The organism is Humibacillus xanthopallidus, assembly GCF_006716675.1.
Taxonomy (GTDB): domain Bacteria; phylum Actinomycetota; class Actinomycetes; order Actinomycetales; family Dermatophilaceae; genus Humibacillus; species Humibacillus xanthopallidus_B.
Map to the genome: position 1 here is coordinate 464,641 of NZ_VFPM01000004.1, position 21,035 is coordinate 485,675.

General features: G+C 72.5%; 20 protein-coding genes and 1 pseudogene. 7 read left to right on the forward strand and 14 right to left on the reverse strand.

The window, feature by feature from the left end:
• Positions 1-24 precede the first annotated feature (24 nt).
• The 5 genes from FBY41_RS23690 to FBY41_RS21630 form a co-directional block, all read right to left on the reverse strand.
• On the reverse strand, positions 25-1,260 hold the full coding sequence (locus FBY41_RS23690) for a L,D-transpeptidase family protein (RefSeq protein WP_221629386.1): 1,236 nt from the start codon (positions 1,258-1,260) through the stop codon (positions 25-27).
• A 134-nt stretch (positions 1,261-1,394) separates the two neighbouring features.
• A complete protein-coding gene (locus tag FBY41_RS21615; RefSeq protein ID WP_141847057.1) occupies positions 1,395-2,216 on the reverse strand; it encodes a thioesterase family protein in 822 nt (273 codons plus the stop codon).
• A 33-nt stretch (positions 2,217-2,249) separates the two neighbouring features.
• The gene (locus tag FBY41_RS21620; protein ID WP_141847059.1) at positions 2,250-2,951 is read right to left on the reverse strand and encodes a TetR/AcrR family transcriptional regulator; all 702 of its coding nucleotides are present in this window, start codon (positions 2,949-2,951) and stop codon (positions 2,250-2,252) included.
• Positions 2,952-2,996: 45 nt separating this feature from the next.
• Positions 2,997-4,010, reverse strand: coding sequence for an L-lactate dehydrogenase (locus FBY41_RS21625; RefSeq protein WP_141847062.1), 1,014 nt, complete (start codon positions 4,008-4,010; stop codon positions 2,997-2,999).
• A 65-nt stretch (positions 4,011-4,075) separates the two neighbouring features.
• Positions 4,076-5,431, reverse strand: a complete 1,356-nt coding sequence (locus FBY41_RS21630) for an aspartate aminotransferase family protein (protein ID WP_141847064.1) — start codon at positions 5,429-5,431, stop codon at positions 4,076-4,078.
• Between the two features lie 152 nt (positions 5,432-5,583).
• Here FBY41_RS21630 and FBY41_RS21635 point away from each other — a divergent pair, with 152 nt between their 5' ends.
• Complete coding sequence (locus tag FBY41_RS21635; RefSeq protein WP_141847066.1) at positions 5,584-6,969, forward strand: NAD(P)/FAD-dependent oxidoreductase; 1,386 nt, start codon at positions 5,584-5,586, stop codon at positions 6,967-6,969.
• Positions 6,970-7,109: 140 nt separating this feature from the next.
• Here the strand turns inward: FBY41_RS21635 and FBY41_RS21640 are convergent, their stop codons facing one another.
• The 4 genes from FBY41_RS21640 to FBY41_RS21655 are packed head-to-tail and all read right to left on the reverse strand — an operon-like array spanning position 7,110 to position 10,000.
• On the reverse strand, positions 7,110-7,961 hold the full coding sequence (locus FBY41_RS21640) for a 2-phosphosulfolactate phosphatase (protein ID WP_141847068.1): 852 nt from the start codon (positions 7,959-7,961) through the stop codon (positions 7,110-7,112).
• Entirely contained in the window at positions 7,958-8,374 is a 417-nt protein-coding gene (locus tag FBY41_RS21645; protein ID WP_185749203.1) for an MmcQ/YjbR family DNA-binding protein, read from the reverse strand. Before FBY41_RS21645 ends, FBY41_RS21640 begins: the two co-directional genes overlap by 4 nt.
• Positions 8,375-8,393: 19 nt before the next feature.
• Positions 8,394-9,116, reverse strand: coding sequence for a DsbA family oxidoreductase (locus tag FBY41_RS21650; RefSeq protein WP_141847070.1), 723 nt, complete (start codon positions 9,114-9,116; stop codon positions 8,394-8,396).
• A gap of 11 nt (positions 9,117-9,127) precedes the next feature.
• The gene (locus tag FBY41_RS21655) at positions 9,128-10,000 is read right to left on the reverse strand and encodes an alpha/beta fold hydrolase (protein ID WP_141847072.1); all 873 of its coding nucleotides are present in this window, start codon (positions 9,998-10,000) and stop codon (positions 9,128-9,130) included.
• Positions 10,001-10,138: 138 nt separating this feature from the next.
• Between FBY41_RS21655 and FBY41_RS21660 the strand changes: the two genes are divergently transcribed.
• Positions 10,139-11,833, forward strand: coding sequence for an alpha/beta hydrolase (locus FBY41_RS21660; RefSeq protein ID WP_141847074.1), 1,695 nt, complete (start codon positions 10,139-10,141; stop codon positions 11,831-11,833).
• A 33-nt stretch (positions 11,834-11,866) separates the two neighbouring features.
• Positions 11,867-12,466, forward strand: coding sequence for a hypothetical protein (locus tag FBY41_RS21665; RefSeq protein WP_141843300.1), 600 nt, complete (start codon positions 11,867-11,869; stop codon positions 12,464-12,466).
• Between the two features lie 22 nt (positions 12,467-12,488).
• On the opposite strand, the gene FBY41_RS21670 is transcribed toward FBY41_RS21665, so the two are convergent.
• The 3 genes from FBY41_RS21670 to FBY41_RS21680 are packed head-to-tail and all read right to left on the reverse strand — an operon-like array spanning position 12,489 to position 14,762.
• The gene (locus tag FBY41_RS21670; protein ID WP_141843302.1) at positions 12,489-12,800 is read right to left on the reverse strand and encodes a TFIIB-type zinc ribbon-containing protein; all 312 of its coding nucleotides are present in this window, start codon (positions 12,798-12,800) and stop codon (positions 12,489-12,491) included.
• A gap of 10 nt (positions 12,801-12,810) precedes the next feature.
• Entirely contained in the window at positions 12,811-13,734 is a 924-nt protein-coding gene (locus tag FBY41_RS21675) for a phosphotransferase family protein (RefSeq protein ID WP_141847076.1), read from the reverse strand.
• Positions 13,731-14,762, reverse strand: a complete 1,032-nt coding sequence (locus tag FBY41_RS21680) for an NAD-dependent epimerase/dehydratase family protein (protein WP_260439797.1) — start codon at positions 14,760-14,762, stop codon at positions 13,731-13,733. The genes FBY41_RS21675 and FBY41_RS21680 overlap by 4 nt, the downstream gene beginning before the upstream one ends.
• A 138-nt stretch (positions 14,763-14,900) precedes the next feature.
• Here FBY41_RS21680 and FBY41_RS21685 point away from each other — a divergent pair, with 138 nt between their 5' ends.
• The 3 genes from FBY41_RS21685 to FBY41_RS21695 are packed head-to-tail and all read left to right on the forward strand — an operon-like array spanning position 14,901 to position 18,287.
• On the forward strand, positions 14,901-15,632 hold the full coding sequence (locus FBY41_RS21685; RefSeq protein WP_141843309.1) for a dienelactone hydrolase family protein: 732 nt from the start codon (positions 14,901-14,903) through the stop codon (positions 15,630-15,632).
• A complete protein-coding gene (locus tag FBY41_RS21690) occupies positions 15,632-17,434 on the forward strand; it encodes a DUF7800 domain-containing protein (protein WP_141843311.1) in 1,803 nt (600 codons plus the stop codon). The genes FBY41_RS21685 and FBY41_RS21690 overlap by 1 nt, the downstream gene beginning before the upstream one ends.
• A 7-nt stretch (positions 17,435-17,441) precedes the next feature.
• Complete coding sequence (locus tag FBY41_RS21695; RefSeq protein WP_141843313.1) at positions 17,442-18,287, forward strand: DUF4037 domain-containing protein; 846 nt, start codon at positions 17,442-17,444, stop codon at positions 18,285-18,287.
• A 7-nt stretch (positions 18,288-18,294) separates the two neighbouring features.
• Here FBY41_RS21695 and FBY41_RS21700 read toward each other — a convergent pair whose 3' ends face one another.
• Both FBY41_RS21700 and FBY41_RS21705 read right to left on the reverse strand, forming a co-directional pair.
• On the reverse strand, positions 18,295-19,494 hold the full coding sequence (locus FBY41_RS21700; protein ID WP_141843316.1) for a potassium channel family protein: 1,200 nt from the start codon (positions 19,492-19,494) through the stop codon (positions 18,295-18,297).
• 294 nt (positions 19,495-19,788) lie between these two features.
• Positions 19,789-20,100 (reverse strand): 2TM domain-containing protein, encoded by a 312-nt coding sequence (locus tag FBY41_RS21705; RefSeq protein WP_141843318.1) that lies wholly within the window; start codon positions 20,098-20,100, stop codon positions 19,789-19,791.
• Between the two features lie 275 nt (positions 20,101-20,375).
• Here FBY41_RS21705 and FBY41_RS21710 point away from each other — a divergent pair.
• A pseudogene (locus FBY41_RS21710) lies at positions 20,376-21,035 on the forward strand (Hsp70 family protein); the annotation flags it as partial.

The window sequence follows — 21,035 nt, forward strand, 5'->3', positions numbered from 1 at the left end:
TGTCACCGGGTGCAGGGGCTCTCGTCAGTGGTGGACGACGACCTTGTCGCCGAGCCTCGAGGCGAAGTAGAGCGCCTTGACCTGGGCGTAGTCGCCGATGTTGACGCACCCGTGGCTCGCGCCGGCGTATCCGATGCGGGCGAAGTTCGACGAGTAGTGCACCGCCTGGCCGCCCGAGAAGAACATCGAGTAGGGCATCGGCGTGAAGTAGAGGTTGGACACGACGTACTCGTAGCGCCGCGAGACCGTGAAGGTGCCCTCGCGCGTCTCGTTGCCGGGCCCACCGAAACGCGCCCACATGACCGTCGTCGGCTTGCCCGAGACGACCCAGGTCAGGGTGCGGGTCGCCTTGTCGACGCACATCACGCGCCCCGTGCGGCAGCGCGAGTCGAGCGAGGCGAGCGTCGGCAGGTGCGGCCGCAGGCCGGCCTCGTAGCGGTAGCGGTCGAACGTGCCCGGCGTGAAGGTGAGCCCGACGAGACGGCTCCACGTGCGACGGTCGGCGACGCCGGACTGGGGCAGGTTCTGGGCGCGCTGGAAGGCGAGGACCATCTGCCCCAGGGTCCACCCGTACGTGCCGGAGATCGAGTAGGGCCACAGGCCCTTGGCCCGGAGGCGCAGCTGGAGCTCCTTGACCGTGCCGCCCGAGCTCGTCGCGGGGATGACGACGGGCGAGGCCGAGCGGGCCCGGAGCACCTCTCGGGCCTCGGCGGTGAGCTTCGTGCCGTCGCCGGGCAGGCCGCTGCCGCGCAGGAAGGAGCCCAGCGCCGACGCGACGCCGGCGTCGTAGACCCCGTCGACGGTGCCCGATGTCCGGCCGACGACGAGCAGGCGTGACTGGAGGTCCTTGACGCTCCATCCAGTGGCGCCGACCCGGAGCACGACAGGGCTGCCGAGCGGCGTGGGCGCGGTCGCGCTGACCGTGCGCGGCGGTGCGGGAGTCGTCGGCACCGACGTCGTGGTGGTCGTCGAGGGGTCGGTCGTCGTCGGCTCGGTCGTCGTGGGCTCGGTGGTCGTGGGCTCGGTGGTCGTGGGCTCGGTCGTCGAGGGAGCCGTCGTCTCCGTGCTGGTGCCCGTGCTGGTGCCCGTAGTGGTCGTCGCGCCCGGGTCCTCGGTGGACGTGCTCGCACCGAACGTCGAGGTCGACGGCGACGGCGTGCCCGTGTCGTCGGCGAAGGCCATCGGTGTGGCGAGCAGCGCCGCGATGACGAACCCCGCCGCGGCGGAGGTGCTGCGGCGGCCCATGTGGATCGTCTTCATGTCTCCCCTGTCGTCACGACGTCACCGTCGTCTCGGTGCACGCGAGCGCGCGCGCCCATTGTGGCAGCCACGGCGCGATCCGCGCGCGGTGTGTGCTGACGAGATCCAGACGCCTTCGCACCGCGCGCGGGTGGTCAGCCGGGCAGGCGCCGCACGGTGAGCACCTGCTCGGCCCGGCCGACCGGGCCGAGCTCGTCGTGCAGGGTCGTCGACGTGAGGCCGAGCCCGGTCGTGCCCATCGAGACGCGGGTGTCGAAGCCGACCCAGCCGCGCACCGGCTCGCGGAAGAGGTGGATGGCCAGGTCGACGTTGGGGAACATCCACTCGTCGGGCGAGACCCGGACGGCGATGCCGTTCGCAGTGTCGACGAGACGCACGAGATCCGCTGTGGGAGAGCAGGTTTCGCCATCGACCAGAGCATTGGGGGTGCGGATCCACGCGAGGGTGCGGCCCGGACGGCGGTGCGGGTCGACGCGGAACTCGAGCCCCCGGATGTAGCCCCCGCGCCACGTGTCCGTGCCCTCCCAGGGCACGAGCTCGTCAGGCCCCGGTATGCCGTCCAGCTCCACCCCGGCCACCGGCGCCGAGTCGTGGGTGGCCAGCCGCCACGCCTGGGCGCGCACGGCGACGCGGTCGTCGACGCTCAGGGTGGCTTCGACGAGCTCGATGGTGCGGCCGGGCCGGGTCGTGCGCACCTCCACCCGGCTCGCACGTGCCGGGATGACGCCGAGGATCTCGAAGCTGATGCGGGCGAGCTGCATGCCCTCCCGGGGCTCGTGCGCGTCGATGGCGTGGGTGAGGATGCCGCTCACCGGACCCATGTGCTGTTCGTCCTCGCGCCACGCACCCTGGGTCTGGAGGGTCGGCAGGAAGAGGTCGTCGCCGAGGCGCCGGTAGAAGGCGGGCGTCAGGGCGTCGAGCCCCGCGGTCTCGGTGTCGGCGGCGTCAGTGCTCACGCCGAGCACTCTAGGCGCGGGCCGCAGCAGCCTTCACTGCGGCCCGGTGTCGGCCGGCACGGTGACGCCGAGGCCGAGGTCGACCATCCGCACGAGGCGCGGAGCGATCTCGTCGACGGCGCCGGGCGGCAGGTCGCGGAGCGGCCCCTCGAGCGCGAGCATGGCCAGGCCGTGCACGGCCGACCATGCGAGCAGCTCGGCGCCGGGGCGCTCCGAGGCCGGGAGCACACCGAGCTCGGCCATGTCGTCGAGGGTGTCGCTGAGCAGCTGGAACGGGGTGCGGCCGCACGCTCCGGCGGCATCGGGCGAGGCGGCGCGGCGCAGGTCGACGGGCACGGCGAACGCGGTGCGGAACAGCCCCGGCTCGTCCATCGCGAAGCGGAGGTAGCCCACCCCGACGGCACGGAACCGCGCCCGCGCGCGCTCGCCGGGCGGCATACGCGCGGGGACGGCCTCGATGGTCGTCGAGATGACGTCGGCAGCCAGGCCCTGGGCGATCGAGACGACCTCGTCGAGGAGGGCGTCGCGGTCGGCGAAGTGCCGGTAGGCGGCGTTGGCCGAGACGCCGACGCGGCGGGTCGCCTCGCGGAGCACGACCTTGTCGGGCCCGCCCTCGCGAGCGAGCTCCGTTCCTGCGTCGAGCAGCGCTCGGCGGAGGTCGCCGTGGTGGTAGGTGGAGCGGGGGGTGACGGACGCGTCCTGCGGGCCGGGAGTCGCGGCGGCGGAGGAGGTCACGGTGTCATCATCCTCCGCCGCGGCAGGGGGCCGCCGGGGTGTCCGTCAGAAGCCGAAGTTGCGGGCGGTCGCGCGCACCGCGTCGGCGGACGCACGCAGCCCGGCGAGCTCGGCCTCGGTCATCGGCACCTCGACCCGCGACCCGACGCCCCCGGCGTGCACGATCGCCGGCACGGAGAGGCAGACGTCGCTGATGCCGTAGTAGTCGTCGAGAAGCGACGAGACCGGCAGGATGCGGCCCTCGTCGTTGACGACGGCCTCGAGCACCCGGGTGCCGGCGAGGCCGATCGCGTAGTTCGTCGCGCCCTTGCCCTCGATGATGCGGTAGGCCGACTGCACGACGTCGGTGGCGATCCGCTCGCGGGTCTCCTCGTCGAGGGCCAGGTCGCCGTGCTCGTCACGCCACTGGAGCAGCGGCACCGACCCGATCGAGGCCGATGACCACAGGGGCAGCTCGGAGTCGCCGTGCTCGCCGACGACGTAGGCGTGGATGCTCTGCGCGGCCACACCGGTGTGCTCGGCGAGGAGGAAGCGCAGGCGCGAGGAGTCGAGCACCGTGCCCGACCCGAAGAGCTGGTTCGGCGGCAGCCCGGAGACCTTGAGCGCGGCATACGTCACGACGTCGACGGGGTTGGTCACCATGATGTGCACCGCGTCCGGGGCGACCTCGACGAGCTGCGGCAGGATCGTCTTGACGATGCCGATCGTCGTACCGGCGAGGTCGAGGCGCGACTGGCCGGGCTTCTGCTTCGCCCCGGCGGTGAAGACGATGACGTCGCTGTCGGCGAGGACCGCGACGTCGTCGGAGCCCTCGACCTTGGCCATCGGCATGAACTGGATGCCGTGCGCGAGGTCGAGCGCCTCGGCGCGCACCTTGGCGCCGTTGATGTCGTAGAGCGCGACGGTCTGGGCCGCCCCGCGCATGAGCGAGGCGTAGGCGAGGGTGGCCCCGACTGCACCGGCCCCGACGATGCCGAGCTTGGTGCGCCGCCGCCGGGGGGCCGGGACGGCGGATCCCTCCGTCGCGTCGTGGGTGTGGGTGCTCTGGCCCTCGCTCATCGTGCCTCCCGCGCTCGTATCCGTCGTGGCAAGGCTATCGAGCGGGGCGCCGCCGTCTGCCGAGGTCAGGAAAAGAGCTCCTCGACGCACTCGAGGAACATCGCGCTGTGGGCGTCGACGTCGGCGGTCGTCGTGTCGGGGCACATGAGCGCCATGTTGTGGAAGGGCGTCAGCAGGATGCCGCGGTTGAGCGCGTAGAGGTGGAGGTACTGCTGGAGCTCGAAGTCGTCCGAGTCGTGCGCCTCCTGACCGTCGTGCGAGGGCGTGCGTGAGAAGTTGTACTCCGCCCGCGCACCCAGCCGCGTCACGTGCCAGTCGGCGCCGACCGCGTCGATGCCGGCCTGGACCCCGTCGGCCCACGCGTCGGCGAGCGGCACCATGTGCTCGAACGCTGCCGGGGTCATGACCTGCTCGAGGGTCGCCTTCATCGCGGCCATCGACAGGCCGTTGCCGGCGAGCGTGCCGCCGATGCCGCCCACGTCGATGTCCTCGAGCTCGACGGAGCGGGCGATCCGGTCGGCGATCTCCGCCGTGAAGCCGAAGGTGCCGCACGGGATGCCGCCGCCGATGGACTTGCCGATGACGAGCAGGTCGGGGTGCAGGTCGTGCGCACGGGTGTAGCCGCCGGGGCCGGCGCAGATGGTGTGGGTCTCGTCGTTGATGAGCAGGGCGCCGTAGCGCGTCGCGAGCTCACGGACCCCCTCGTTGTAGCCGTCGTCGGGCAGGACGATGCCGATGTTGGTCAGCGCCGGCTCGACGAGGATCGCCGCGACGTCGCCGTGGGCGAGGGCGCGCTCGAGCGCCTCGAGGTCGTTGAACTCGACGACACGGGTCGTCTCCGAGGTCGGCACCGGGGCGCCGATGTTGCTCGGCCGGTCGACGGTCGAGCCGCCCTCGCCCAGCGTCGCGAAGGCCTCGTCGACCGAGCCGTGGTAGCACCAGTTGTGCACCACGACCTTGGAGCGGCCGGTGAGCAGGCGGGCGTAGCGGATCGCGTGCCGGTTGGCGTCGGTCGCGGTGAGGGTGAACTGCCAGTAGGGCAGACCGAAGCGCTCGGCGAGACCGGTCGAGACCGCGATGGCGTCCTCGGTCGGCAGCATCGTCGTGATGCCTCGGGAGAGCTGCCGGGTCACCGCGTCGACGGTCGCGGCGGGGGAGTGGCCCATCATCGCGCCGGTGTCGCCGAGGCAGAGGTCGACGTGGTCGATGCCGTCGACGCAGGTGAAGTGGGCCCCGGCCGCGCTCTCGACGAAGACCGGGAAGTCGCCCGGCCACTTGACCATCCAGCTCATCGGGACGCCGCCGGGCATGTGGGCCCGCGCGCGCTCTGCCAGCTCGCGGGAGCGGGGACGGGCGGCGGTGAAGGCGGCACGCTCGCGCTCGTGGAGCCGGGCCAGGCGGGATCGGTCGAGGGAGGTCATGCCGGCATCCTGCCCCGGCGGCGGCTTCCGCGGAAGGGGTATGGGGAATGCCGTTCACCTTCGGAATCCGTAGGCAATGGAACCGCATTCCACCGAAAAGTGTGTGCTGCCCCCACCTTCACCACGACAGGCAGGCGGTGCATACTGCCCGCATGCCTGCGAGCGGATACCGAAGCCTGAGTCTGTGGCACGACACGATGGACGACGACTTCACCCCCCGACCGGGGCTCGATCGCGACGTCGAGGTCGACGTCGCGATCGTGGGGGCGGGCTACACCGGGCTGTGGACGGCATACCACCTCGTGCGCGCCGACCCGACGGTCCGCGTCGCCGTCATCGAGCGCGAGATCGCGGGCTTCGGTGCCTCGGGGCGCAACGGTGGCTGGTGCTCGGCGCTCTTCCCGGCGTCGCTCCAGCGGATGGCGAGCGAGCGCGGACGCGACGCTGCCGTGCGGATGCAGCACCAGCTGCACGACACGGTGGCCTCCGTCGGCGCCATCGCCGCCGAGGAGGGCATCGACTGCCACTTCGACCAGGGTGGCTACCTCTCGGTGGCACGCAACCCCGCCCAGCTCGAGCGGGTGCGGGCGGAGGTCGCCGACTTCCACGCCTGGGGGTTCGGGCCGGACGACCACCGGCTTCTCGACGCCCACGAGGTGGCCGAGTTCGCGCAGGTCTCCGACGCGCTCGGCGGCTCGTGGACGCCGCACTGCGCGGCGATCCACCCCGCGCGGCTCGTGCGTGGGCTCGCCGCGGCCGTCGAGCGACGCGGCGTCACGATCTACGAGCGCACCTCGGCCGTCGACGTGGGCAGCCGGCGCGTCGTCACCCCGCACGGCACCGTGCGGGCCGAGCACGTCGTGCTCGCCACCGAGGGCTACACGCCGACGGTCGCGGGCCGCCGGCGGGCGATCGCCCCGGTCTACTCGCTCATGACGGCGACCGAGCCGCTGGGCGACGACATCTGGCAGCAGATCGGCCTCGAGCGCCGCACGACGTTCGCCGACAACCGGCACCTCGTCGTCTACGGTCAGCGCACCCGCGACGGACGCATCGCCTTCGGTGGGCGCGGGGCCCCCTACCACTACGCGTCGCGGCTCTCGTCGGCGTACGAGCGCGACGAACGCGTGCACGCGATGCTGCGGCGGATCCTCGTCGAGCTCTTTCCGGTGCTGCGCGACGTCGCCTTCACCCACGCCTGGGGTGGCAACCTCGGCGTGCCGCGCGACTGGTTCCCGTCGGTGCGTCACGACAAGCACACGGGGCTGGCCTTCGCCGGGGGCTACGTCGGTGACGGCGTGGCGACCTCCGCGCTCGCGGGCCGCACGCTCGCGGCGATGATCAGCGGCGACGACCCCGACGACCTCGCCTCGCTGCCCTGGGCCGGGCGGACGTCGCGGGCCTGGGAGCCGGAGCCGCTGCGCTGGCTCGGTGTCAACGCCGTCACCGCCCTCATGACCTCGGCCGACTGGTCGGAGCGACGCACCGGCCGCAGCTCGCGCGCCGCCTCGGCCTTCTGGACGGCGATGGGCCAGTAGCCCCAGGCCCTCACTCACCGTCGAGTGCCCAGTTCCCCACGGGGAAGTGGGCACTCGACCGGGAGGCTGCGTCGAGTGCTCGGTTTCGGACGTCGTGGGTGCGTCGGGAAGTGGGCACTCGACGGCGAGTGGGAACCCGGTCAGGCCGGGCGGAAGGCCCCGTCGCGCAGGACCGGGACGGCGGTCGACGCATCGAGCTCGGCCGCGATCCTGACGTCGTCGGGCCAGCCCTGGGCCACGAGCTCGCGCCCGCTCGCCGACCTCTCCAAGGCCGCGGGCACGTCGTCCTCGACGGTGAGCCAGGCCGCCAGCGCGGCGCTCGCCTCGGGGCTGAGAAGCAGGGGGCCGGCCTGGTGCTCGAGCCGCTCGACGAGCGAGGCGACGAATGCGCCTGCGCCCCAGAGGTCTTCGACTGCAGGGCGCAGCGACCCATCCGGCCAGCGCTCTCCCGCCGGCACGACGACGACAGCCGGCTGTCGACCTCGGGCCGCCACCATCTTGCCCACGACCCACCGTGCGGCAGCCGCCCGGTTGCGCAGCGACACCGCGACGACGTCGGCACCCGCGTCGGCGAGCTGGTGACTGATCGTCGAGCCGTTCGGTGACGGCAGGACGAGAGCGCTCACCCCCGACGCCTCACGAATCGACTTGGGAGACAGGCTGATCGGCGGTATGCCGTCCGGCTGGCCACCAGCCGAGGCCTTGCGTGACGCTGACCTCGGCACCGCGAGCCGCGCCCCGAGCCGCTCGGCGTGCGCGACGGCCGAGTCGTCCTTCCAGCGGTAGGGGTGCACGGTGATGGCGGCGTCCGCCGCCACCGAGACGCAGGTCGTGAAGCTCAGCACGTCGATGACGACGGCGGTGACGGCGGCGCGGGACGCGACGGCATACCGCGTCAGGGCCTCGGCGCCCGTTGGACCCCACTCGAGGCGCACGACGTGGCCGTCCTGGCTGTGCCACGGCGGAGCCGGGCGCGCGACCCCGTCGCTCACGACCTGTCGCCGTCGTCGAGCAGGCGAACCAGCCGGGCCGGCGCCGTGAGCCGGTAGGACGCGTCGACGAGCTCGGCCACCTCGTCCCACGCCACCTGCTCCACCGAGCCCGCCGGAGCGAAGTCGAGCCCCAGCCAGCCGTAGGGCCCCAGGTAGGCCGGCTCGAAGAAGCGGTCGTCGGCGAGCAGCGCCGGCCGGTCGGCGGCGTCGGGCAGGAAGACGAGGGAGCGGGCGTAGGGCTCGGGGTCGTGGTCGCCCCGGACCACCGCGCCATAGCCGGCGAAGACCTTCTTCGTGAAGAAGTTCGGCCGGCCGTGCGAGACCTTCTCCTGCGCCTCGGGCAGCGCGAGGCAGATCTCGCGCAGCCGCGCGAGGTAGGGGTCGGCGTCCTCGAACATCACCGGGTGGGCCATGCCCTCCACGGTAGGGGCCTCAGCGGGCGCAGGCGCCCCCACCGCAGCCGTCGGCTCCGCAGGCCCCGCCGCAGCCGCCACCGACGGCGACCGGCTCGGGCTGCTCGTGACGGTTGGCCCAGGCGGTCTCGAGCGCCTGCGTGAAGACCTCGACGGGCTGCGCGCCGGAGACGCCGTACTTGCGGTCCAAGACGTAGAAGGGCACCGACTCGATGCCGAGCATCTTGGCGGTGGCCTCGTCGCTGCGCACGTGGTTGCCGAAGTCGTCGGACTCGAGCATCGCGCGCACCTCGGACTCGTCGAGCCCGATCTCGGTGGCGAGGCCGACGAGGGTGTCACGGTCACCGACCGCGAGACCGTCGGTGAAGTAGGCGCGCATGAGGCGCTCGTGGGCGGCGTCGGCGAGGCCGTGCTCCGCCGCGAGGTGCACGACGCGGTGCGCGTCGAAGGTGTTGCCGTAGCGGGCCTGCTCCCAGTTGAACTCGAGCCCGAGCTCGGTCGCGGCGGCCGCCATCGAGCGGTGCTGGGCGACGGCCTGCTCCTGGCTCGTGCCGTACTTCGCCGCGACGAGGTCGACGAGGGGGAGGTCCGCGACGGCCGGCGCGCCCCGGTCGAGCTCGAAGCTGTGCCACGTCACCTCGACGTCGTCGCGGTGCTCGAACGCGCCGAGGGCGGCCTCGAGCCGGCGCTTGCCGAGGTAGCAGAAGGGGCACACGATGTCGGACCAGATGTCGATCTTCACGGTCCTGCAACCTACCCGCGGGCCGCGTTCTTCCCCGCATCGGCGTCATCTGCGTCACGCACCCGCGCGATGACCGCCTCCGCGCACTCGCGCGGCCGCCGCTCGGGCAGCCAGTGGTTGTCGTCGAGCTCGACGAACGTGTAGGGGCCGGTCACGTGCTCGCGGGTCAGCTCGGCCGCAGTCCTGCCGAGGGCGGAGTCCGCGGAGCCCCAGACGAAGGTGGCCGGCACCGACACCCGGTGGGCGGGCACGTGCGAGGAGGCGGTGGCGCGGTACCAGCCGATCGGCCCGGCGAGCGCGTCCGCGTGGGCGAGGTGGGCGGCATACCGCTCGGCGTCCTCGAGGGGCATGCCGGTGCGCACGACGATGGAGTGGAAGAGGGCGGCGACGACCCGCTCGGGCACCCACGGCACCTGGAAGGCCGCCATGTACCACGACTTGAGCTGCTGCCCTCGGTCCGACCTCAGTGCACGCGAGAGGGCGGCGGGGTGGGGTGTCGAGAGTGCCGTGACCGTCGCGACGCGGTCGGGGTGGTTGGCCGCCAGCAGCCACGCGACGGCGCCGCCCCAGTCGTGCCCGACGACGTGCGCGCGCGAGACCCCGGCGGCGTCGAGCAGGGCGAGCACGTCGGCGAGCAGCTCCTCGAGGCGGTATGCCGCCCGGCCGGGTGGCCGCGCCCGCGCGCTGTAGCCGCGCTGGTCGGGTGCGAGGGTGCGCAGACCGGCGTCGTGGAGCAGCGGTGCGATGCGGTGCCAGCAGGTGCGATCGGTGGGGAAGCCGTGCAGCAGCACGACCGTCTCGCCCCCGACCGGCCCCTCGTCGTCGACCTCGAAGGTGAGGCCGTCGCGGGTGAAGGAGTGCAGTCGCGCCGGGTCGTCAGCCATCTGCCCATCATGACGCCTGCGGGCGGGGCGGCCCCCGGCAGTCCTTGGGCGGTCCCCGGCCGCTCGTGTAGCGGTCTCAGGGCCCGCTCCGGGAGAAACCTGAGGTCTCGGCCGCCGCCGGGGACCTACCGTGGAGGTATGCCCACCACCACCGCCCACCTGCGCACCGGTCGCCGGTGGTGGCACGTCTCGGGCACAGGGGTCTTCTTCGGCGCGGCCTACGTCCTCATCTCGATGTCGCCGAGCCTGCTGCCGCGCACCTGGTACTACCAGGGCATGATCACCGGGCTGTGCGCCGCGGCCGGCTATGCGCTCGGGGTCGTGCTCGCGTGGCTGGTGCGGACGATCGCTCGCGTCATCGACCTGCGCATCATGGTCAGTGGCGAGGCGCGGCACTGGATCCTCGTCGCCGCGCCCGTCTTCGCCGCGGTGGCCGTCGTCGCCGTGACCGTCTCGAACGTCCGGTCGCAGGCCCGCACCGCCGCCGTCGTGGGGCTCGCCCCGCTGAGCCCGCTCGACTGGGTGCTCGCCCTCCTGCTGGCCGCAGCCATCACCGCCGCTCTCATCGCCCTCGCGCGCGGGTTGCGCGGCATGACGCACCGGCTCGCCGAGGCCGCCGGCCACGTGCTGCCCAAGACGATCGCGTCGGGGGTGGCCATCGTCGTCGTCGTGCTCACGACGGCGTGGGTGAGCGACAGCGTCGTCTTCCACCGCGGCATCCAGGCCTTCGCCGGCGTTGCGGCGCAAGTGAACTCGAGCCCACCGGTGGGGCGGGCCGCTCCGGCGTCGCCGCTGCGCTCGGGTGGGCCGGGGTCGCTCGAGAGCTATGCGAGTCTCGGCTACCAGGGCCAGATGTTCGTCACGAGCGCCCCGACGCCGGCGCAGATCACGGCCGCCACGGGACGCGACGCGATCGAGCCCATCCGGGTCTATGCCGGCCGCTCGCCGGACGAGTCGATCGACGAGGTGGTCGACTCGGTCGTGGCCGAGCTCCGGCGCACGGGCGCCTTCGAGCGCCGGGTGCTCGCCGTCATCACGACGACGGGTACGGGCTGGGTCGACGACTGGTCGGCGCAGTCGATCGAGTACCTCAGCAACGGCGACAGTGCGATCGCGGCGATGCAGTACTCCTACCTGCCGAGCGCCCTGTCGATGATGACCGACCGCGACACCCCGCGCGAGGCCGGCAAGGCGCTCTTCGACCGGGTGCATGCCGTGTGGAGCAGCCTCCCCGAGGACCGGCGTCCCCAGCTCGTCGTCGGCGGGGAGTCCCTCGGCTCGTACGGCGGCCACGCCGCCTTCACCGACGCCGCCGACATGCTGCGCAAGGCGCAGGGCGGGGTGTGGGTCGGCACGCCGAGCTTCACCGGGATCGCGATGGAGCTGACGGCTCGCCGCAACGAGGGCTCGCCCGAGATCGTCCCCGTCGTCGACGCGGGACGCCACATCCGCTTCGTCGCCGGCAGCGACGGGCTGACCCACGACTACTACGGCCGCGACTACGGCACGTGGGACTTCCCCCGCTTCGTCTACGCCCAGCACCCCTCCGACCCCGTCGTCTGGTGGAACCCCGCACTGCTCGGCGCCGAGCCGGAGTGGCTGCGCGAGCCTCGCGGACGCGACGTCAACCCGGACGTCACGTGGATCCCGTTCGTCACCTTCTGGCAGCTGACGACCGACATGGCGGTCGGCCACGACCCGCCCGACGGCTACGGCCACCGCTACGGCGCCGAGCTCGTGCCGGCCTGGGGGTCGGTGCTCGGCGGGTCGCCGACCGACGACTACTCGGCGATCATCGCGGGCATCGAGAAGACGGTGAGCCGGGTCGAGTGAGCGACCCGGGCGGCGCTGACCTACGCTCGGCGGGTGCCGGTGCAGCGTTTCCACGGACAGATCGCCGGCATCGGCTCGGCGTCGGGCACCCGTGTCGTCGTCGGGTCGTGGCACCGGACCCCGCTGGGGTCCTTCGGTGACGCCATGGTCGAGACGGCGTCGGGCCACCGGGTTCTCGTCGCGCCGAGCCCCGAGGTGGCGGCCTTCATCGAGGCGACCTACGCCTTCGACGAGGTGCGTCTCGAGCCGGTCACCGTGACCTCCGCGGAGCACGGGTGGCATGTCGAGTCGCCGTCGCTCCTGCTCGACCTGAGCGTCGGGGGGCGTATGCCGCTCGGCCGGCTCCTGCGGCTCGTGCCGTCCCGCATCGCCACGAGCCGGGCATGGGCAACCGCCGTTGATCCGTTCGCACGGGTTGCCCTGCGCGGCGTGCGAACTCGAGGAACCGCCCTCGAGGGCCGGCGGGAGTACTACGGGGCGACCGACCTCCACGCCGTCACCAGCCTCGTCGGCTCGTTCGACGGGGAGCCGCTCGGAGCGCTCGCCCCGGTGGACCCGCCGTGCCGGTTCGGATTCTCGTCCACGCCGACGCGGCCGTCGGTGACGGCGGTCGTCACGACGGTGGTCACCTAGCGGGAGCCGCCTGGGGCCCGGGTCAGCTCGAGAAGAAGAGGCCGGCCATGCCCTTCTTGCGGTACTTCTTGCCGCCGTGGTGGCCCCACGACGGACCGCCGTACTGCTGCGGCGGCGGGTGCGCCACGAAGCGGGCCTCCAGCTGCGACAGGTGCTCGAACTCGCCGAAGTCGAGGAAGATGCCCCGGCACTGGTCGCACTGCTCGACGTGGACGCCGTTGCGGTCATAGGTGCGCATCGCGCCCCGGCACTTCGGGCAGATGAATCCCTGCGGCTGGTACGCGGCTGCCCCGGTGGCGTCCTGGTGCGGGAAGGGCGGCGGTTGCTGGCTCATGGGGCCATCCTCACATCCGGGCGCAAGCCTGCAACAGGGCTGATGCTGAGATCTCACTGGATGCCGGCTGGATGGCGAGCTCGCGCACCGCGGCGACGAAGACGGCACACCGGGCAGGCAGGTCGAGGCGTGGCCACGGGTCGCTGTCGTGGGGGATGCCCGGGCCGCCGGCGGCGCGGTACGCGTCGATGAAGGTGCCCCAGTCCTCGTCGTCGAGCAGCCCCGCGGCCCAGAAGCCGGCCGGCCGGCCGAGGTCCCATGCGGGGTCCCCGAGCCCGACGTCGTCGATGTCGAGCAACCGCCAGCCGTCGCCGTCGTGCGCCAGCTGGCCGAGGTGCCAGTCGCCGTGGACCAGCGACCCGCGGCGTGAGTCTCCGGGCTGCGCGCCATCCCTGCGCTGCGCCACCAGCTGTGCTGCCAGCTGTGCTGCCAGCGGTGCGCCCACCGTCGACAGCAGGTGCCGGACGTCGTCACCGATGCCTAGGTCGGCGACCCGCGCCAGCGCTCGGTCGACCCTGTCGCCCCCGCCGTGCGCGCCGAGCCGTGCGGTCACCGCGTCCACCGGCGTGCGGTGCAGGCGGGCGAGGAGTTCGCCGGCCGCCGCCCACGGCAGATCGCCGTCGTCCGGACCCAGCACGTCGACGCGGGGCCAGGCCGTGACGAGACGGCCGCTCGCCGGGTCCGTCACAGGCCTGCTCGACAACGGGGGCACGACGAGACCACGGGCAGCCAGCTGCCCCGAGGCCGCGAGCCGACGTGACAGGGCGGCGGCATCCGTCCGCAGGTGGTGGACCTTCACGACGACGTCCCCGACGTGGACGACGAGCGCACCGGACGGGGTGTGGACCCGTCGGACCGGCGACCCGTCGCGGACCCCGCGGCTCAGCCTGGCGGCATACGCCCTGAGCCACGCGTCGGAGGGTTCGGCCGTCACCCGGGGATTGTCGCCGACGCAGCCGGGCGATAGCGCTCGTCGAGGTGACCGGCGTCGACGAGCCAGGTGATCGTGTCGCGGATCGTGTCGTCCCACGCGCGCGGCTGCAGGTGGAGCTCCGTGCGGGCCGGGCTGTCGTCGAGCCGCGTGTCGCGGATCGTGATCTCGACGCCCTCACGGTCGGCCGGATAGTGCCACGACGCCGGGAGGCGAGCGTTCACGGCATCGATCGGTGCCGTCGCCTGTGCGGCGATGGCCTTGGGCAGGGTGAGGTGAGGGCGCCTGCGGGCGATCGCCCGCTCGACCGCGCCGAACAGCTCCCTGCCGCCGACGTGGTGACCCGGCACGACGAAGCGGCGCGGCCCGCGCCCCGCCTCGATGACGCCGACCACGGTGGCGGCCACGTCGCGCACGTCGACGCAGTGGTAGCCCCCGGCGGGCCACACCGGCAGGCGACCTCGCACGACAGCCACGAGACGGGCGGCCTGGTCGCCGAGATGGGGGTCGTACGGGCCGTAGACGCCCCCGGGATAGACCGACACGACGGGCGAGCCGGTCTCCTGCAGGCGGCGGGCGACCCGCTCGGACTCGGTCTTCGACGCCGCGTAGGGCATCTCCAGGTCGCCGAGGGGCAGGTCCGGACCGCTGGGACCGCGCCGCGTCAGCGCGACCGTGGACGATATGTGCACCACGGGGTCGCACCCGGCCGCGACGGCACGGCCGAGCACAGCCTCGGTGGCGGCCAGGTTGGTGGCCGTCACCTCGGCAGCCCGTCGGGGGTCCACCGAGAAGACGGCCGCGGCGTGCACGACGGCGTCGCAGCCGTCGAGGGCCTGGCTGATGAGCGCCTCGTCGCGCACGTCGCCCACCACGACGTCATCGGGCGGGACCGCGTCCGCGAGGCCGTGTGGCGCGAGCGCCGACTGCACGCGCTCGGGTCGGCGCGCGAGCAGTCGCACCTCGTGGCCGGCCGCCAGCAGGCCGACGACGACGTGCGACCCGACGAAACCGGTGCCTCCGGTGACCATCACCTTCACCGTCCCAGTGTCCGGTGCACTGACGGGTCGCGCAGGACTATCGGCGAAGAGCGCTGCCGTTCGCCGAACCGTCGCGACGAGACCGGCAGCTACGGACCGCTCCTCAGTCTTCGCTGGTAAGACAGGGGGATGGGAACGATGATCGAGCTGCCCCAGCATGACCTGACCGCCTACCGCGCCGACCCGCCCGGCGAGGTGCGCGGGGCCGTCGTCGTCATCCAGGAGATCTGGGGTCTGGCCGACCACATCAAGGACGTCGCGGACCGCTTCGCGGCAGAGGGCTACCTCGCGGTCGCCCCCGACCTGCTCGGGCACATCGGCCTCACGCCGGAGGTCGGCGCCGAGCTGCAGCAGCTGATGGCAGCCGACGAGGCGACGCGCACGGCGGCCCAGCCGCGCATGCGGGAGGCGCTGGGTGGTGCCCGGTCGCCGGAGTTCGCCGCCTGGGCGGTGCCGGCGCTGCGGTCCGTCGTCGACCTGCTCCTCGAACAGCCCGGGGTCGACGGCTCGGTGGGGGTCGTCGGTTTCTGCTTCGGCGGCTCCTACAGCTACGCACTCGCACTCGCCGAGCCCCGGCTCCGCGCCGCCGTCGCCTTCTACGGCGGCTTCCCCGAGACCGGTGACCCCGCCACGATCAGCTGCCCCGTCCTCGCGTTCTACGGCGAGGAGGACCACGGCATCACCGACGGCGTGCCGGAGCTCGAGCAGCGCATGGCCGATGCCGGTGTCGACTTCACGGCGCGCGTCTACCACGAGGTCGGGCACGCCTTCTTCAACGACACCTCGCCCTCGCGCTACGACGCGGAGGCGGCCGGCGACGCCTGGCAGCGCACACTCGACTTCTTCGGACGTCACCTCTGATGGCCGGGTCGCCGGGCCCCCTCGTCCTGGGCCCCATGCTGCGCTACATCGGCGAGACCGACGCCACCGTCTGGGTCGAGACGTCCGGCGCCGACGTCGTCACGGTTGAGGCCGACGGCCGCGAGTGGCGCGCGCCGACGTTCAGCGTCAAGGGGCACCACTACGCCCTCGTCGTCGTCGACGGGCTCGCCCCCGGCGACGAGCTGCCGTATGCCGTCCGGATCGGCGACGAGCCCGTGTGGCCGCCTGCGGGCCACGCCTTCCCGCCACCGCGCATCCGCACCATCGACCGGTCGAGGCCGACGCGGCTGCTCTTCGGCTCGTGTCGCACGAGCGTGTCGCACGACCGGGCAGGCAATGCCAGCAACGGCGTCGACGCGCTGCGGACCCTCGCCCTCGCTCTCGCCGACGGTGCGGCGCAGTGGCCCGACCTGCTCGCCTTCGTCGGCGACCAGGTCTATGCCGACGAGACGTCCGAGGAGATGCGGGCCTTCATCGCCGCCCGGCGTGACATCACTCAGCCGCCGGGGGAGGAGATCAAGGACTACGAGGAGTACGCCCACCTCTACGGCCTCGCCTGGAGCGACGACGCGATCCGGTGGCTGCTCTCCTCCTTGCCGAGCTGCATGATCTTCGACGACCACGACATCCGTGACGACTGGAACACGTCGTGGACGTGGCAGGAGGAGATCAACCGCACCCCGTGGTGGCACGAGCGGCTCATGGGCGGGCTCTCGTCGTACTGGGTCTACCAGCACCTCGGCAACCTCCCTCCGGGGGAGCTGGCCGAGGACGAGGTGTATTCGCGGCTGCTCGGCACCTCGGGCGCTGGGGGCGCTGGCGGCGTTGCGGGTGCTGGCGGCGCTGGCGGCGTTGCGGGCGCCGACGGGCCGAAGGCCGGGGAGGTCGATCTCACCGAGCCGCTCTTCGACCTCGCCCGCCGGGTCGACCGCCACCCGGAGGTCTACCGCTGGAGCTACCGGCGCGACCTCGGTGACTGCCGGCTCGTCGTCGTCGACTCGCGGGCGGCCCGCGTGCTCGACCCCCACCACCGCTCGATGCTCGATCCCGACGAGATGGCCTGGCTCGACGAGCAGCTGACCGGAGACGTCGAGCACCTCTTCATCGGCACGTCGCTGCCGTTCCTGCTGCCCCCCGGCCTGCACGACTTCGAGGCCATCGACGAGGTGCTGGCGGAGGGCGCGCACGGGCGCCTCGTCGCGACCGTCGCCGAGCGGGCCCGGCAGAGCATCGACCTCGAGCACTGGGCGGCGTTCAACGAGGGCTTCGCCGAGGTCTTCGACATCGTCATGGACGTGGCCCGGGGCAACCGCGGCCGGGCCCCGTCGACGATCGTCTTCCTCTCGGGCGACGTCCACAACTCCTACCTCGCCGAGGTCACGGACGCCGCCGAGCGGCACGGCGCGCGCTCCCGCATCGTCCAGGCCGTCTGCTCGCCGATCCGCAACCCCATGCCGCGTGCGGTCAGGGTGATGATGTCGGCCTTCGCGCGCAGTCTCGTGCGCCCGATGCGCTTCGTCGCCGGCCGTTCGAAGCGGGTGCCCGACCCGGCCTACCCGTGGCTCGTCACCGACGGCCCGTGGTTCGACAACTGCCTCGCAGAGGCGACGATCCAGGGCCCCGACGTCGCCATCGTGTGGCGGGGCGGGGAGGTGCGCGACGGCGACGACCTGCACCCGGTGCTGACGACGGTCGGTGCGGTGCGCATCCCCGGAGGTCAGGACGTCGGTGTCGGCATCGGCGAGAGCGCGGCTGACGAGCGGCACACCGTCACGCGATGATGCCGGGGTGACACCGACCGCGCCCGTGGCCCGCCGCCTCGAGATCGCCCGTCGCGCAGCGCGCGCCTACCGGGCCGACGCCGCCGTCGCCGCCGTCCTCGTCGCCGGCTCGGTCGCTCGCGGCCTCGCCGACGACGCCTCGGACGTCGAGCTCGACGTCTACTGGTCGCGGCCACCGAGCATCCGGCAGAGACGCGCCGCCGTCGAGGGAGCCGGCTGGCAACGGGTCTACGCCGAGGAGGACGAGCACGAGTGGGCCGACGGGCTCATGGTCGACGGCGTCAAGATCGATGTCAGCGGTTTCGTGACGACGACGATCGACGACTACCTCGACCGGGCCGCCCGCGGCGACACGGAGGCCGAGCTCCAGGTGCGCATCACTGCCCTGCTCGACGGAGTCACCCTGCACGGCGAGCCGGTCCTCGACGCCTGGCGCTCGCGGTGCCGGCCCTACCCCGAGCCGCTCGCGCGGGCCATGGTCGAGCAGGGCCTCGACCTGCGCCCGCAGGAGCGACTCGAGATGCTCGCCGCCCGTGACGACGTCGTGCTCCTCCACCGTGACCTCGTCGACGGTGTGCAGGGCGTGCTCGACGCCCTCTTCGGCGCCAACCGGGTCTACGCGCCCCACCCTTTCCACAAGTGGCTCACGTGGGAGGCCACCCTGCTGGCCCAGCGCCCCGACGATCTCGAGGAGCGCATCCGGTCCCTCCTCGCTGCGACGCCGGCCGAGGCCGCAGCGATGATGGGGGCCCTCGTCCACGACACCTTCGAGCTCGCGGAGCGGCTCGTTCCCGGCGCCGACCTCGGGCCTCTGCGGGCGGCATACGACCTGCGGCGCGTGACCGGCAGCTAGCGCCCGCTCACGAGGCGGAGGGGGCGCGCCGCCACCGGTTGGGCGCGGCCGGCACAGCAGGTATGCCGTGTGGCTCCTCGAGCGCCTCGGGCTCGTCACGCTCGAGGGCGTTCTCGGGGTCGAGGGGGCTGAGGCTGCCGAGGCTCTCAGCGACGACGACGGCGTCGTCACCGGGCCTCAGGCGGAAGTCGGTCTTGGGGTTGGTGACGGTCATGCCGTCGCGCACGACGGCGAGCAGCGTGGCCTCGTGCTCCTGGCGGAGCCGGGCCGAGAGCTCGTCGGTCGTGAGGTCGACGTAGTCGTCGGGCAGAGCGACCCGGTAGAGCTCCGAGCCGTCGCCCCCCGAGACGATGTCGGTGACGAGCTCGGCGAGGCCCGGGTAGAGCGCCGAGCGTGCGAGCAGCCGCGAGGCGAGGGTCGAGGTCACGAGGATCTCGTCGGCGTGGGCGCGCTCGAAGTGCTCGACGTGCTTGGGGTTGTTGACCTCGACGACCGTGCGCACCGCGGGGGCCAGCGACTCGATGGCGAGCACGGCGAGGATCGAGCGCATGTCGGCCTCGTTGCTGCCGTCCGCCGGGAAGACGATGGCGGCACTGGCCTGCTCGATGCCCGCGCGCTCGAGGTCGTGGGCGTTCGTCACGTCGCCGCGCACGAAGTAGACGCCCATCCCGGCCGGGTTGGACTCGGCGTCGTGGACGAGCACGATCTTCGAGGTGAACTCGTCGCCCCGCAGCTCCTCGATGAGCTCGCGCGCGGTGGCGTTCCAGCCGCACACGACGATGTGGTTCTCGTAGCCGGCAGCACCCATGCCCTGGCCCTCCTTGAGCAGGTAGTCGATGACGAAGCCGACGAGGGCCGCCGTGAGCGCGGCGACGATCGCCACGCCGAAGAAGGCGAGCAGCCAGCCGATGACGAAGCCCGGCGCCGAGTTCACGTAGCTCGGGTCGCCCGAGCCGATGACGGTGGTCACCGCCCAGTAGAAGGAGTCGCCGAGGCCGTGGAGCGAGCGCTTCTCGACCTCGAAGACCGTGACGAGGAACGCCGCGACGAAGACGAACGCGATGACGGCCAGCAGCAGGGTGCGGAAGAAGTGGAGGTCGACGTCGCCGCTGATCCGCCTGAGGTGGAAGGTGATCCGCTTGACGATCGGCAGCGCGGTGAGGGGTCGGAAGGGCGCGGCGACAACCCGCTTCACCGCTGCACGCATGAGACCCCCCGTCCGACGACGCGCGGGCCAACCCGCAGGACTCCTCAGACATGGTCTCGCGAGCGGCCGCGCGGCGCAGCGGAATCCGCGACGGTATTCACGCGCCGGATGGAGCGAATCGCCGTGAAGCGGGCGTTCTGACCGTTTCCTCCTGTCAGCGGCTGGAGGCACAGGCAGCGGGGACGCCGCTCAGCGGCGCCGCCGGGGTCTCATGCCAAGCGGCGGCGTCGCTGCGGTCGCGCGGGCCTGTCGGTGTGCCGGTGCGCCGGCTGGTGTGCCGGCCGGCGTCGCCGGTCAGGAGTGCCGCATCCGCAGGCGGTTCATCTCGGCCTCGACCTCGGCCGGCCCCGGCTCCGGGCTGAGGACGTCCCAGACGTTGAAGGCCAAGCCGATGCCCCAGCCGAGCAGGATGAAGATGGGCCAGAAGAAGCCCGCTCCGCTCACCCACCAGATGCCGACGAGCAGGAGGTTGACCATCACGTAGGCGATGGCGTGAGCCTGCAGGTCCCGCTTCGCCTTGAGGTGCTTGAGTGCCAGCGCGCGGAGGTCGTCATCCACCCGGTCCGGTGGGACCTCGGCGCCTGGCGGCACGATCGGGTTGCTCATCGTGATCTCCCTTCCACCTCCAGCGTGCGACGCGCGCACCGGGTCGCGGCAGGGCCGTTGGTCCTGCCATCCGAGGCATCCCGAGGCATCCCGAGGCCGTCGACGCGCGCGAGCGCCATCGACCCCGAGGTGGTGGGGAACAATCGAGCTGCACCCAGAGTTGAGTCGAGTGAACGCAAGATTTGCGAGTCCGGCTTTGACAATCGCTGGCCGGGCGCGCAGATTTGCTCCGAAGCCCCATCTCAACAGCACCATCACGCAACGAGGAGTCACCCATGGCACGTGCGGTCGGAATCGACCTCGGTACCACCAACTCGGCAGTCTCCGTCCTGGAGGGCGGCGAGCCGAGCATCATCGCGAACGCCGAGGGCGGGCGCACGACGCCCTCCGTCGTCGCGTTCTCCAAGAACGGCGAGGTCCTCGTCGGTGAGGTCGCCAAGCGCCAGGCCGTCACCAACGTCGACCGGACGATTCGCTCGGTCAAGCGCCACATGGGCACGAGCTGGAAGTCGCCCGAGATCGACGGCAAGACCTACACGGCCCAGGAGATCAGCGCCCGCATCCTCCAGAAGCTCAAGCGCGACGCCGAGGCCTACCTCGGCGAGACCGTCACCGACGCGGTCATCACCGTGCCCGCCTACTTCGACGACGCCGAGCGCCAGGCCACCAAGGAGGCCGGTGAGATCGCCGGGCTCAACGTCCTGCGCATCGTCAACGAGCCGACCGCCGCGGCGCTCGCCTACGGCCTCGACAAGGGCAAGGAGGACGAGCTCATCCTCGTCTTCGACCTCGGTGGCGGCACGTTCGACGTGTCCCTCTCGAGGTGGGCAAGGACGCCGAGGACGGCTTCGCGACGATCCAGGTGCGCGCGACCAACGGTGACAACCACCTCGGTGGCGACGACTGGGACGACATGCTCGTCCAGCACCCATCAC